Origin of the sequence: Limnohabitans curvus (assembly GCF_003063475.1) — a bacterium.
Taxonomy (GTDB): Bacteria; Pseudomonadota; Gammaproteobacteria; order Burkholderiales; family Burkholderiaceae_C; genus Limnohabitans; species Limnohabitans curvus.
The window spans coordinates 2464668-2478317 of the sequence record NZ_NESP01000001.1 but is presented as its reverse complement, the minus strand read 5'-3'; the positions used below and the strand labels follow the sequence as shown (position 1 = coordinate 2478317).

14 protein-coding genes and 1 pseudogene are annotated in these 13650 nt (G+C 55.6%); 11 read left to right on the top strand and 4 right to left on the bottom strand.

Annotated elements, in window-relative coordinates; all coding sequences use genetic code 11:
• The first annotated feature begins 29 nt into the window (after positions 1–29).
• Positions 30–443 carry an NfeD family protein gene (locus tag B9Z44_RS12480; RefSeq protein ID WP_108358939.1) on the top strand — a complete coding sequence of 138 codons (414 nt, stop codon included), beginning with the start codon at positions 30–32 and terminating at the stop codon, positions 441–443.
• Between the two features lie 18 nt (positions 444–461).
• Entirely contained in the window at positions 462–1370 is a 909-nt protein-coding gene (locus tag B9Z44_RS12475) for an SPFH domain-containing protein (RefSeq protein ID WP_108358940.1), read from the top strand.
• Between the two features lie 65 nt (positions 1371–1435).
• Here B9Z44_RS12475 and phbB read toward each other — a convergent pair whose 3' ends face one another.
• The 3 genes from phbB to B9Z44_RS12460 all read right to left on the bottom strand — a co-directional run bounded on the left by phbB (position 1436) and on the right by B9Z44_RS12460 (position 5134).
• A complete protein-coding gene (phbB, locus tag B9Z44_RS12470; RefSeq protein ID WP_108358941.1) occupies positions 1436–2173 on the bottom strand; it encodes an acetoacetyl-CoA reductase in 738 nt (245 codons plus the stop codon).
• 72 nt (positions 2174–2245) lie between these two features.
• Entirely contained in the window at positions 2246–3424 is a 1179-nt protein-coding gene (locus B9Z44_RS12465) for an acetyl-CoA C-acetyltransferase (RefSeq protein ID WP_108358942.1), read from the bottom strand.
• A 36-nt stretch (positions 3425–3460) separates the two neighbouring features.
• On the bottom strand, positions 3461–5134 hold the full coding sequence (locus tag B9Z44_RS12460) for a PHA/PHB synthase family protein (RefSeq protein ID WP_108402582.1): 1674 nt from the start codon (positions 5132–5134) through the stop codon (positions 3461–3463).
• A 106-nt stretch (positions 5135–5240) separates the two neighbouring features.
• Here B9Z44_RS12460 and B9Z44_RS12455 point away from each other — a divergent pair, with 106 nt between their 5' ends.
• Complete coding sequence (locus tag B9Z44_RS12455) at positions 5241–5558, top strand: hypothetical protein (protein WP_108402581.1); 318 nt, start codon at positions 5241–5243, stop codon at positions 5556–5558.
• Here the strand turns inward: B9Z44_RS12455 and pgeF are convergent.
• Positions 5490–6284, bottom strand: coding sequence for a peptidoglycan editing factor PgeF (gene pgeF, locus B9Z44_RS12450; RefSeq protein ID WP_108402580.1), 795 nt, complete (start codon positions 6282–6284; stop codon positions 5490–5492). The genes B9Z44_RS12455 and pgeF overlap by 69 nt on opposite strands.
• Before the next feature lie 87 nt (positions 6285–6371).
• On the opposite strand from pgeF, the gene B9Z44_RS12445 reads away from it, so the two are divergent.
• The 8 genes and pseudogenes from B9Z44_RS12445 to B9Z44_RS12410 all read left to right on the top strand — a co-directional run bounded on the left by B9Z44_RS12445 (position 6372) and on the right by B9Z44_RS12410 (position 13633).
• On the top strand, positions 6372–6677 hold the full coding sequence (locus tag B9Z44_RS12445) for an antibiotic biosynthesis monooxygenase family protein (RefSeq protein ID WP_108358946.1): 306 nt from the start codon (positions 6372–6374) through the stop codon (positions 6675–6677).
• A 22-nt stretch (positions 6678–6699) separates the two neighbouring features.
• Entirely contained in the window at positions 6700–7395 is a 696-nt protein-coding gene (locus B9Z44_RS12440; protein WP_108358947.1) for a fumarylacetoacetate hydrolase family protein, read from the top strand.
• Between the two features lie 4 nt (positions 7396–7399).
• Positions 7400–7948, top strand: a complete 549-nt coding sequence (locus B9Z44_RS12435; RefSeq protein ID WP_108358948.1) for an NUDIX hydrolase — start codon at positions 7400–7402, stop codon at positions 7946–7948.
• Between the two features lie 284 nt (positions 7949–8232).
• A complete protein-coding gene (locus tag B9Z44_RS15275; RefSeq protein ID WP_211308710.1) occupies positions 8233–9504 on the top strand; it encodes an integrase family protein in 1272 nt (423 codons plus the stop codon).
• A complete protein-coding gene (locus tag B9Z44_RS12425) occupies positions 9497–9898 on the top strand; it encodes a TetR family transcriptional regulator (protein ID WP_245912816.1) in 402 nt (133 codons plus the stop codon). Before B9Z44_RS15275 ends, B9Z44_RS12425 begins: the two co-directional genes overlap by 8 nt.
• A gap of 21 nt (positions 9899–9919) precedes the next feature.
• Positions 9920–10147, top strand: a pseudogene (locus B9Z44_RS12420) (Y-family DNA polymerase); the annotation flags it as partial.
• A gap of 265 nt (positions 10148–10412) precedes the next feature.
• On the top strand, positions 10413–11465 hold the full coding sequence (locus tag B9Z44_RS12415) for a tyrosine-type recombinase/integrase (RefSeq protein ID WP_170108503.1): 1053 nt from the start codon (positions 10413–10415) through the stop codon (positions 11463–11465).
• Positions 11462–13633, top strand: a complete 2172-nt coding sequence (locus B9Z44_RS12410) for a hypothetical protein (RefSeq protein WP_108402578.1) — start codon at positions 11462–11464, stop codon at positions 13631–13633. Before B9Z44_RS12415 ends, B9Z44_RS12410 begins: the two co-directional genes overlap by 4 nt.
• The last annotated feature ends 17 nt before the right edge of the window (positions 13634–13650 follow it).

Sequence of the window (13650 nt, the reverse complement as noted above, 5' to 3'; positions counted from 1 at the left end):
GAAAAACATTCATTTCAAAGGCCTTGACGATGGATAACCCAACCCTATGGTGGCTCGTCTCAGGTGGTCTCGTGGTGGCTGAGCTGCTAACGGGCACGTTTTACTTGCTCATGCTTTCGCTAGGCGCGACCGCCGCTGCACTGGCAGCCTATGCAGGTGGCTCACTCACCGTGCAAATCGTGACGGCAGCCGCGGTCGGAGGTGCGGCCGTTGTGCTGTGGAACGTGAAGCAAACACCGCGCAACGATGCGCAAGACAGCAACATCCATCTGGACATTGGCGAAACTGTCACGGTCGAAGCATGGGACACGCAAGGCCAAGCCCAAGTCAAACACCGAGGCACGCAATGGGCGGCTGTTTGCGCGCAAAACATCACACCCGAACCGGGCTTGCACCGCATCATCGAGATGCAAGGCAACCGCTTGGTGCTTGAAAAAATCTAACTTCTCCAAAGGTCACACATGGAAATCGCTCTCCTCCTTTTAGCCATCGCCGTTTTATTCGTTGTTAAAACCGTCAAGGTCGTTCCCCAACAAAACGCGTGGGTGGTCGAACGGCTAGGCAAGTACCACGCCAGCCTCACCCCCGGCTTGAACTTTGTGGTGCCCTTCATCGACAACGTGATTCAAAAGCACAGCCTCAAAGAAATTCCACTCGATGTGCCCAGCCAAATTTGCATCACACGCGACAACACGCAGTTGCAGGTCGACGGCATTTTGTATTTCCAAGTGACCGACCCGCGCTTGGCCAGCTACGGCTCGTCGAACTACATCATGGCGGTCACACAGTTGGCACAAACCAGTTTGCGCAGCGTGATTGGCAAACTCGAACTCGACAAGACCTTTGAAGAGCGCGACATCATCAATGCGCAAGTGGTGGCCGCCATTGACGAAGCCGCGCTCAACTGGGGCGTGAAAGTGCTGCGCTACGAGATCAAAGACCTCACGCCTCCCAAAGAAATCTTGCACGCCATGCAATCGCAAATCACGGCGGAGCGTGAAAAACGCGCACTCATTGCGGCCTCTGAAGGCCGCCGCCAAGAGCAAATCAACATTGCCACCGGCGAGCGCGAGGCCTTCATCGCCCGCTCGGAAGGCGAGAAGCAAGCTGCCATCAACAAAGCCCAAGGCGAAGCCGCCTCCATCACGGCTGTGGCCGATGCCACGGCGCAGGCGATTGAGCGCATTGCCGCCGCCATTCGCCAGCCCGGTGGCGAGCAAGCTGTGCAGCTCAAAGTAGCTGAGCAGGCGGTACAGGCTTATGGCAAAGTGGCCTCCGACGCCAAAACCACGCTCATCGTGCCCAGCAACATGACCGAGGTGTCTGGCCTGATTGCCTCGGCCATGCAAATGGTGAAGTTGAACAAATAAACGGTTCAACCCGACGTGAAAAAGCCCGCTTTCAAAGCGGGCTTTTTCATGGGTTCCGCACAGGCTTAGCCCATGTGCAAACCGCCGTTCACCGCAAAGTCAGCGCCGGTGGTGTAGCCACCGTCTTCGCTGGCCATCCACGCAATGATGGACGCGATTTCGGCGGGCTTGCCCAAACGCTTGACAGGCACAGTGGCCACAATCTTTTCCAACACGTCAGGACGGATGGCGTTGACCATGTCTGTACCGATATAGCCAGGCGACACGGTGTTGACCGTCACGCCTTTGGTGGCCAGCTCTTGGGCCAAAGCCATGGAGAAACCGTGCATACCGGCCTTGGCAGCCGAGTAGTTGGTTTGACCCGCTTGGCCTTTTTCACCGTTCACCGATGAGATGTTGATGATGCGGCCCCAGCCACGTTCGACCATGTCTGGCACCACTTGCTTGGTGACGTTGAACATCGAATCGAGGTTGGTGTTCATCACTGCATCCCAATCTTCGCGTGTCATCTTCAAGAACATACGGTCCTTGGTGATCCCGGCGTTGTTCACCAACACGTCTATCGGGCCGTGCTCTGCTTTGGCTTTGGTGAAAGCTTCGACAGTGGAATCCCAATCACCCACGTTGCCCACAGAGGCGTAGAAGGTGTAACCCAAAGCTTTTTGCTCATCCAACCATTTGTTGAAGTCACGTGTTGGGCCGCAACCGGCGATCACTGTGAAGCCTTCCTTGTGCAAACGTTGGCAGATTGCGGTTCCGATGCCACCCATGCCACCTGTGACGTACGCTACTTTTTTGCTCATTTTTTGTCTCCTGATTTATGAGTTTTTAGTGAAAGAAATCTGAATTCGAGTGAAGTGCGAATCAACGCTGCATCAACGCTCGAGTGCCAACGACACACCCATGCCGCCACCGATACACAGCGCCGCCAAGCCCTTCTTGGCATTGGTGCGTTGCATTTCATGCAGCAAGGTCACCAAAATGCGGCAGCCTGATGCGCCGATGGGGTGACCAATGGCAATCGCGCCACCGTTGACGTTGACCTTGGCTGGGTCGATGTCCAACTGCTGATTCACCGCGCAAGCTTGTGCAGCGAATGCTTCGTTGAGTTCGAACAAGTCAATGTCAGAGGCTTTCCAGCCTGCACGTTGCAAAGCTTTGCGTGAAGCCGACACAGGGCCCATGCCCATGATTTTTGGGTCCAAACCGCTGGTGCCAAAAGCGGCAATGCGTGCCAAAGGTGTGAGGCCCAAAGCCGCCGCTTTCTTCGCCGTCATCACCACCACAGCGGCAGCGCCGTCGTTGATGCCAGATGCGTTACCTGCGGTCACAGAACCTGTTTTGTCGAAAGCTGGGCGCAAACCTGCCAAAACTTCAGCGGTGGTTTTTTTATTGATGTATTCGTCGGCATTGAACACCACAGGGTCGCCCTTGCGTTGTGGGATGTTGACCGAGACGATTTCATCTTTGAATTTGCCAGCATCTTGTGCAGCAGACGCTTTTTGTTGGCTCGCCAAAGCCAAAGCGTCTTGCATGTCACGGGTGATGTGAAATTCTTTGGCCACGTTCTCAGCCGTGATGCCCATGTGGTACTGGTTATAAACGTCCCACAAACCGTCCACGATCATGGTGTCAATCATGTTCCAGTTGCCCATGCGTTGGCCATCACGTGAACCCAACAGCACATGGCCTGAAGCGCTCATGTTTTCTTGACCGCCAGCCACCACGATGTCGCTGTCGCCATAAGCGACAGCCTGTGCCGCCAACATGACAGCCTTGAGGCCAGAACCACAGACCGCGTTGATGGTCAAAGCCGGTACTGCGTTAGGAATGCCCGACTTCATGAGGGCTTGGCGGGCTGGGTTTTGCCCTGCACCAGCAGCCAACACTTGACCCATGATCACTTCGCCTACCAAGGCGGGGTCTACCTTGGCACGCGCCAAGGCTTCGCGAATCACGATTGAGCCCAACTCGGTAGCCGCTACTTTGGCGAGTGAACCGCCAAATTTACCTACGGCAGTACGAGCGGCTGAAACGATAACGATGTCTTCCATGAAAGTCTCCAACTAATGATTTGAAAGGTTTGAAAATTAATTGCTTGTGCGTTGTTTCACATAGCGGCCGGGGGCGTTCTCGATCGCTTTGTATGCGCCTTTGCCGTATGTCTTGGGCGCAAGGATTTGCTTTCCAGCATGCGATTTGAGCCAGGTTGACCAATCGGTCCACCAGCTGCCCGCGTGTTCTTTGGCTTTGCCAATCCACTGATTGGCATCGCTAGGAAATGTAGTCTCGCTGCCCGTCCAAAAGCAGCGTTTATTGGCTGCAGGCGGGTTAATCACGCCGGCTATGTGGCCTGACGCACCCATGACGAAACGCTTTTTGCCTGGAAAAACTTGCGTGGTGGCGTAAGCGCCGCCAATCGGCACGATGTGGTCTTCGCGCGAACCGTAGATGTACACGGGAAGATCGACTTTACGGAAGTCAATTTTCTCGCCACACACGGTGGTTTTGCCTGGCTTGATGAGGTTGTTCTCAAGATAGGTGTTGCGCAAGTACCAGGCATACATGGGGCCAGGCAAATTGGTGGAATCGCTGTTCCAGTAGAGCAAGTCAAACGGTGGCGGTGTTTCACCTTTGAGGTAGTTGCCCACCACGTAGTTCCACACCAAATCATTGGGGCGCAAGAAGCTGAAGGTCGACGCCATGTCTTTGCCCTTCATCAGGCCACCTTTGGCAAACTGGCCTTCGCGGTATTTCACAAATCCTTCGTCGATGAACACATCCAACACGCCGGTGTCGGTGAAGTCAATCAAGGTGGTGAGGAAGGTGGCACTGGCCACAGGCTTTTCGCCACGCGCTGCCAACACCGCCAGTGCATTAGACAAAATCGTTCCACCAACACAAAAACCCAGAGCATTGATTTGCTTGGTGGCACCAATTTCTTGCACCACAGAAATGGCTTTGATCGCCACCTGCTCCACATAGTCATCCCACGTGGTGTTCTTCAGCGACTCATCGGGGTTGCGCCAGCTGACCACAAATGTGCGGTGGCCTTGGCTCACTGCATAACGAATGAGTGAGTTTTCGGGCTGTAAATCGAGAATGTAGAACTTGTTGATGCAAGGAGGAATCAACAAGAACGGACGCTCGTAGACCTTGGCGGTGAGCGGTTTGTATTCGAGCAATTGGAAGAACTCGTTTTCAAACACCACTTTGCCTTCGGTGGTGGCGACATTTTTACCGACCTCAAACAAGCTTTCGTCGGTCATCGAGACATGGCCTTGTTGCAGATCGTGCAACAAGTTTTGAATGCCTTTGGAAATGCTTTCACCCTTGGTCTCAATCGCTTTTTGTTGCGCTTCGGCGTTGAGCGCCAAATAGTTGCTGGGGGCAGAGGCTGCGGCCCATTGCTCAACCGCGAATTGAATACGGGCTTTGGTTTTGGCGTCTGTTTCGGCGGCTTCGGTGAGCGCCATCATGGTGCGGGTATTGAGTAAGTAAGCCGCGGCTGTAAATGCAGCCATGGGGTTTTGTCCCCATGCTTCACCTTTGAAACGGCGATCTTTCACCTCAGGCTTGCCGTGCAAGCTTTGGTTCCACAGCTCGGTGGCTTCAGCGATGTACTGCTTTTGCAAGGCCTCGAGTTTGTCTGGAGAGAAGCTCAGCGAAGGCGTCTTTGCATCTCCTCCACCGATTGTTTGAAATGAGGCCAAAGCTTTGAGCCAGCTATCCCCCAGGCTCTTGAGGGCCGCATTCTGATCCATCGCGTATCTCCTATACAGTCGCTGTTGTCTTTTTAACTGTCTCCAGTATGTCAGCGAATTCCCTTCGAATTTCTGACAGACATCAAACTCAAGCGAAAACCCCTAGATGTATTTAGTCCTGATCGCGTGGATTTACGTGGCTTTCATGATGGCAGTGGCCGAAGCGACAAGCCCTGTGGGCTCTTTGCTCGGCGCAGTGTTTACTTTCTTGCTGTATGGTCTGCTGCCCATGAGCGTGGTGGGCTACATCATGGGCAGCCCCGCCAGACGCAGAGCCATCAAGGCCAAACAAGAGGCTGAGCGCGCACAACTGCAAGCAGAAAACGGTATACAACCCGCCGACAATGCCCGCGCGTCAGTTGCGCCAGATGCACACGGCGAAGCGTCCGGTCACACCATCGCGCCTGAACGAAAAGAGCCTTGAACGCTGCGACACAGTGCACCACTCGGGCGCACTGTCGTTACCCGCCACTGAAGTGACACCTAAGGCCTGCAAACGCATGCGCGCTAGGCCAGCGAGGTCAGCCAGCCACTTGCCCGCGTGCGTGGGATGCGGTTTGAAATAGCGCTCAGCATCAGATGCGTCTCCCTGTGCGGTGAACGCCATACGCACATCGTCGCCCACTTCAAACACCTCCGGCCCAATGCAAGGACCCAACCACACACGTACCTGCGCAGGGACAACGCCTGCGGCTTCACACACGGCACGCACCGTTTGTTCAATCACACCGGCAGCCAACCCACGCCAGCCCGCATGTGCAGCCGCTACAACGTGGCCCGACGCATCGGTGAACAACAAAGGCAAGCAATCAGCCACCATGATGGTGCACGCCACTCGGGACTCTTGCGTGACGCATGCATCGGCATGCGTTCCATCGGGCGTTGCGATGTTGAGCTGAGCCACATCCACACCATGCACTTGGCTTAAGAACACGGCTCGCGCGCCACCCAACTGGGCTTGTAGCAAAGCACGGTTTTGCGCCACGGCTTGCGGGTCGTCTTGCACATGATCGCCCAAATTAAAGCCATCAAATGGCGCCTGCGACACACCGCCTAAACGTGTGGTACACACCGCCTGCACACCTGCAGGCAACGCCCAATCCATGGGCCAAAACAAAGGCGGCGTAGTTGAATTGGATGTGTGACTCATAAGGCGAAAGGATATCCCGAATGCGACGCTTGGCTGGGCGCGGTGACGGTAGACTTGGGCTCAGTTTTAACTTGCAAGACACACACCATGATTCTCGAACTCGCCGACATCCGCATTCAACCCGGTCAACAAGCTGCATTTGACGAAGCCATTCAGCGTGGCGTGGACACCGTCATCGCCAAAGCCAAAGGCTTTGAAGGCTACAAAATCAACCGCGGCATTGAGTCGCCCGAGCGCTATGTGCTGCAAATCTTTTGGACCACGCTTGAGAACCACACCGTGGACTTTCGCGAGTCGCCCGCCTTCGGCGAGTGGCGCGCTATCGTGGGTCCCTTCTTTGCCCAGCCACCAGTGGTAGAGCACTTTGAACTCGTGAGCAAATCACAAGGCTAAGCCTTTTCAACTGGAGACCACCATGAGTTACGCGTTTGAACCTACGCCCGTTGTGTCTGTGCCCGTGGTGGGCAAAGCGGCACGTTTTCCTGTGCACCGCATTTACTGCGTGGGACGCAACTACGAAGAGCACGCCAAAGAGATGGGCTTCACAGGCCGCGAACCGCCCTTCTTCTTCATGAAGCCCGCTGACAGCGTGCTGGTGGTCAATGCGGGCGAAACGGGTGACATGCCCTACCCCAGCCTCACCAAAAACTTGCACCACGAAATTGAGTTGGTGGTGGCGATTGGCAAAGGCGGCAAGAACATCCAAGCAGCGGATGCCATGAGCCACATCTACGGCTACGCCGTGGGCTTAGACATGACACGTCGCGACTTGCAAAACGACATGAAAAAACAAGGCCGCCCTTGGTGCATTGGCAAAGGCTTTGACCACAGCGCGCCGATCGGCCCGATCACACCTGCAGCACTTGCGGGCGACGTGGCCCACGCTGAGATTTATGTGCAAGTCAACGGCCAAGACCGTCAACGCAGCAGCGTGAGCCAACTCATTTGGAACATCGCTGAAACCATCGAGCACGTGTCTGCTGCGTGGGAGCTGCAAGCCGGTGACTTGATTTACACCGGCACACCCGAGGGCGTGGGTGCTGTGGTGGCCGGCGACACCATGGTCGGCGCCGTGGCCGGCTTGGGTGAACTCAAAGTTCGCATGGTTTAAACCCATGCTGCACCGTCCGCTCATCCAACATTGCAAATCGTGCGGCAGCGCGGTGACTTACCGCGTGCCTGACGATGGCGACACGCGTGAGCGTGCGGTGTGCAACGCCTGTCACACCATCCACTACGAAAACCCACTCAACGTGGTGGGCACCGTGCCGGTGTGGGGTGACAAGGTGTTGCTATGCAAACGCAACATCGAACCGCGCTTTGGCAAATGGACGCTACCTGCAGGCTTCATGGAACTCAACGAAACTGTGGCCCAAGGCGCAGCACGTGAGACCGTAGAAGAAGCCGGTGCGCAGTTTGAAATGCAAGAGCTGTTCACGCTGATGAACGTCACACGCGTGGGCCAAGTGCATTTCTTTTACCGCGCACAACTCACCAGCGACCAGTTTGACCCTGGCCACGAAACGCAAGAAGCACGTTTGTTTGCCGAGCATGAAATACCCTGGGACGAGATTGCGTTTCGTACGGTCAAAGAAACCTTGCAACATTATTTTGCTGATGCAAAGAAGGGCAAGTTTGAACTGCACCACGTGGACATTGTTTAAAGCGATTTAAACGACGCCAGAAAAGACAAAAGGGTTAGCAACTTGCGTTGCTAACCCTTGGTCATTTTTGGTCGGTGTGAAAGGATTCGAACCTTCGACCCCTTGCACCCCATGCAATTAAAACAAAATATCCTTAACCATCCTTGAATGTCATTGCAGTGATTTATCTATATAAATCAACAGTTTAACAAACTCAAGATGACAAGGCCGTACAATTCACGTCATAGAGTGGCATTTTTTGGTTTACCCCTCGGTTTACCCCTAGCCATGAACAGGACGAATCCATGACCCGTTACCCAAAATCCGGCAAAGGTAAGAAATGGACGCAATTGGAGCTGAAATCTATCCCAGTTGAGTGGCGCGGGGACACGCTCAGTGACAGCGATGGACTATACGGAGAGGTGCGTGTTGTTTCAAATTCAAGTCAAGTCTCCATACGATTTAAGTACGCATTCAAGTGGAACAAGAAGCTGACTTGGTATCAATGCGGAACTTGGCCAACTTTAAATATGGAAGCAATTCGCGCCAAACGTGAGCAAGCGCGAGAACTGGTCAAACAAGGTATCAATCCCAATGACGGCGTTGAATTCCACTGGGTAGCCACCACCGAGCATAAAACGGGAAAAGGCAAGGTGGAGTTCTTGATACCCGAGCTCACGGTCAAAGTTCTGAATCTGATGAGCCACTATGCAAAGCCGCTTCAAGAAAAGCTGGCTCTTGAAATTGTGGAACTGGAGTGCAACCCCACGCATCAGGACTTAACGAATCGGATGCTGCGGTTGGCAAAGGCGAAGAGAGACGCTAGAAAATTATTTCTTTGCATTAGCAAGTCTGGGCAGAGTGAATCAACAGGCTATCACTTTGACGCGCTGTCCAATGGTGGGTCGAAGGTCTCATTCCGGAGGTTGGCGAAGGCTGCCGGCACCGACTGGCAGTTGGCACCCCATCAGTGCCGCAGAACTTACGCGCGCAATATTGTGGAGTCGCGCATGGGGCGAGCCTCGCTTGTATTTCTCAAATGGCAATTCAAGCATTCCAGCATGAGCATGACCCAGTTGTATGCATCTAACCCGATGCAAGACGCATCGCTGTTCGATGAAGTGCTGGACGAGATGCCCGAGTTCAAGGTGGACTTGATTGAGTCCTGGCTTGGTGATCAGGCCTTGAGCGGCGGTGCTGGACGCGAAATCAAAAAGGCGCGTGCGATTACCCTGAAAAGTCGAACCGCATTGTTGGCTGAAACAGCAGCCCAGGTTCACATCCGCGCCACGGGCCACGGATGGTGCCTGGCACAAGAAAAGGGGTGTGGTGGCGCGGGTCTGTATGAAGCGACCCGGTGCGTTGGCTGCAAGAATGGTGTCATTGATGAGTCGTTTACCGAAATCTGGAAAGGCATCTATGAGCAACAAACCGAATTGTTGGCCATTGACGATGCTGGCCCGGCGGTCAAGCAACGTGCTGAGCGTGACGTTCAGTGGGCGCACCAAGTGATGGTTGACCTTGGTGTTCTGCTGACACCGGACACCTCAAATCTGAATGGAACATCAAATGAGTGACCCCAAGGCTCGCAGCCGAAAAAATACCGTAGATGAAATCCAACAAGCCATTGCGCAGGTGCAGGCTGGTCAAGGCAAGGTATCCATCTCTGCTGTTGCAAAGTTGGCCGGGGTCACCCCTGCCTTGATTCACAACACCTACCCGGACCTCGCAGAAAAAATCAGAGGGCTGGTAGGCAAGGCGACGCGAACACAGCGTGATGCCAAGCATGACGCGCTGGTTCGTGAGCGAGAGATCAACCGTGCCCTGAGGCAGGAACTCGCAGAGTCGCGTGCGGACTTGGCCAAACTTGCATCTGTCAACCAAGTGCTTTTGAACGAAGTAGCCTTACTCAAAGGCGTGGCTACAGGCAAAGTGGTATCGATTCTTCAACTAAAGGGCGCAGGCGTTTAGCCCTGTTCAAAGGCTCTGGTCATGTTCGCTCTGGTTGATGGCAATAATTTTTATGTCAGTTGTGAGCGGGTGTTCCGGCCCAGCTTGAACGGTCGTCCAGTGATTGTGCTATCTTCAAATGATGGTTGTGCGATTGCGCGCAGCAATGAGGCCAAGGCGCTGGGTATCAAGATGGGCGCGCCGTGGTTCGAGATCCGGCACTTGGAAGAGCAGGAAGGCCTAGTCGCGCTGTCGGCCAACTTCGCCTTAACCCAGTAAAAACTCATGAACAGTGAATTTTGTATTGCTATTCGACAAAAGGAACAACGAAGAAGCGAACAGCAAAATTAGAGGACACCATCTTTCCTCATTGGATAGGTCCCCTGATTTGAATGCGGCAGTTGCTTTGAGGCTGCCAATTTGGAGAGAAAATGACCATCGTTTTACCCTGGTGTTTTAAATGGATGTCTCCACCGAAATTGTTTTATCTGACGACCACCTAATGCGACACGGACAGGGGTGGCCAGGCGTGCCCATGATCCTTGTCGATGGGCTGCTTGCAATGGAGCAAAGCGCGTGGCTTCTCGATTTGCGCATCCGAGGTTGCTCGCCGCACACCCTCACTTCATACGCCAAGACGCTTGCGCTTTGGTTGAAGGCGCTGGCCGCAAATGACCTCCATTGGCGAAACATTGGAAGTGGAGCCGCAGAACGTTTCTCCGCGATGCTCACGCGTGAAGGCTGCGCGAATGGAACCGTCCGCCTGCGGATGATTCATATCCAGGAGTACTACCGCTGGGCTCAGGTCAAGGGCCACATCAAGACTCTTCCCTTCCACCTGCAACGCAACGATGGCGTCCAATCAAAGAAGGCGGAAGGCTCGCCACCCGTGAAGCTCGCAAACAAGACCCGTAGGAGCGTGAAGCCGCAGACGCGCGCGGACTTCGACAAGGTCTTGGCCGCGACCCCAAGGAAAACCACCTCCCTGCTCCTCCGTGACGAGCTCATTGCCGAGGCCGCGCGATACATGGGTCTTCGACGCAGCGAGGTCGCGGCTTTGCGCGTGGATCAATTCGAACCGCTCAACCCAAGCAACAAGACGCAGAGCATTGAAATCTTCTCAGCCAAGAGCGGCAGGCTCGACTCCGTGCTGGTGCCAGCTCCCTTCATTAAGAAGGTCCAGGACTTCATATCCATCCACCGCGTTGCAATGGTCGAGGGCTTTCAAACTCGGGACGCAGACTATGAACCGCCGCCCAACATTTTTCTGAACGAACGCGGCAAGCGCAGAGGACAGGCCGTCTCGCCGGACTATATCGGCGAATCATGGAGGCGATCGTCCGTGGCAGCAGGCCTCGACACGCGCTTTCACGACCATCGATCCTCATTCGGCACGAACGCGGCGAAGGCCGCCCGGCTCGCCAACGCGAATACCCGGGCCATCGTCAAAGAGCTTCTACGCCACAAGCATGAGCACACCAGCGAAATTTACGTCAAATTCGACGAGCTTCAATCGGATAGACTTATACGGGCCCGCATCGTCAACGACGGGTGCTTTGATGCTCCCACGCAGGAGCATCCTGAGTGAAAGAACGCCTAACGGCTCTCGACCTAACCTTTGGCGCGGATGTCGTTCAGTTGGACGCTCCTCGGTCACCAATTGCCCAGGACCTCGACGGCAATGCTTACGACTTCAGGCCGACGCCCACATCAAACACATGTATCCCCAGCCTGCTCGCGAAAGCGTTTGTCCTCGGCCAGTCCAAGAACGACCGACCGGTCTCGCGCCGGCGCAGCAACCTTCTCTCATCGACATTGCTCCGCCAGTTCGCCAACTTTTGCGATGAACGAAGCGAGACCCATCTTTCCGCATCGTTGCTGGCCGACTACCGCAACGAAGTCTTTGGGCGGAATGCCGCATCAACCGCGCAGTCGGCTTACGGAAAGGCCGCCAGCACGGCGCGCATGCTCATGGCCCATGGCGCGATTACGCGGTTTCAGTTGCCGGACAACGCAAGCTCGGCGCAGGTTGCGGCTAGCCTGAGTAGTTCTGGCGCCTCGTTCGCCACCGCGTTGAACGCCCCCACGCACGCCGACGGAATCGACACATTCAACGAAGAGACCCTCGCCGCGTGGATCAAGGCGGCTTGGACGGAACTCGACGCCATGTTTTCCCGCATCCAGATCGCCAAAGGTTGGCGGGAAGAGGTGGTCGCGGGCTGGCGTCCGCCAGATTGGTTCGCCTCCTACCGCGAGCTACCGTCGCTGACCCGCGCCGATGCGTTAAGCCTTTGCAAATCGATCTGCGAGAAGCACTTGGGAGGCGTAGTCCCCGTAAACGTGACGCGGCCGCGCGAAAGCGAACCTCCATCCTGGACACGCAGCCTGAAAGCGATCGCCTCCCAGTATGGGGTGTGGCACGGGATGGGAGTGACGGTCGCGCAGATTAAGGCGGCTCTACGCGACCCTGATGTTCCCTTGCTCGAAATTCCAGTTTGGGCGGAAGATTTCGAATGGTCCATTGGCGGACATCGATCCGACTGGATGAAGCTGATAGTTCAACTGCTGCACCTCGAATACGGAGGCTTTCCTTTGGGTCGACCGTCCGCGCTAAGAAGCGTAATGGACTCAGACTCCCACGCGGGGCGTGCCCTGGGCATGCTGATCGAAAGGGCCCGAGAGCGGGATTGCCGGATAACCACCCCCGAGGTCGTCTCCCACTTCCACCCCTCCGCGGCTACGGCGGGGCTCGGCGTTTCGCTGTTGTGCGCGGCGCACGTGAACCCCATGAGCGCAACCCAGCTCAAATTAGCCAGTCTCGTAGACGACGAACAACCTGGCGTTAAACGCCTGCGTTGGGATAAGCCACGCGGCGGCGGCGAGCAGCTGGCGATGCCATTTCCCCAAGGCGGCATCAACGCCAAGACGATCCCTCGCATGTGGGAAAAGATCGTCCTAGCTTCCTCGGAACTGCGCAGCCAGGCCCCAATCCACTTGCGCGGCGAGTTGTTTCTGTGGGCCAATGGCGAGGGCAATGAGAGACGCGTCAAAAGCTTCGCCGACAAAGCGTGGACGAACGATGTCTGGGTTTTTACTCGCAGATACCTCGGTGGATATTTTTCGCCGATGCAGCCCGCGTCGGAGACGACCGAAACGCTGTCTCCTTTGCTCGCGCATTTGGAGTCAATCTCCCTGGCGTTGATCCGCAACACCGCGATCAACATCGCCTCGGCCAGGCTCGGTCGAGATTTCAACTCCACCGCAGCCATGGACGGCCGCCGCGACGTGGGCGTGTTGGAGTCGGCCTACTTAAACAACATCCAGACCCGCGATCACCTGGATCGGCAAGTCAGAGAAGGCCAAGCGAGCTTGGTGGCATGGCTATCCGCACCACCTATCGTCTTGCCGCCCGACGCCGACGCCGAGGCCGTAGCGACGACGCTGTCTATCGAACGCGACGCCGCGCGGGCGGTGGTTGACGATGATCTCAATCTCGGCATGGGTGCTAGCATGATTGACGACAAAGTCATCTTCATCGACACACCTTTGAATGCCCTCCGGGTAATCCAGTGGATCGCGCATTTGGATGCGGCGCGGGATAGGTTGCTAAGAGACAGCCCGGGTCGATGGAGACGCCAATACGAACCACAGCGCACTCTGTTTGCCCAGGCGTTGCAACTGTTCTCCCGCCGCAACAGGGCGGAAGCGGCTGCGATGGACCGCGACATACAACTTCCATTTCCCGAACTGCACTGAATCCACATGGACGGCAA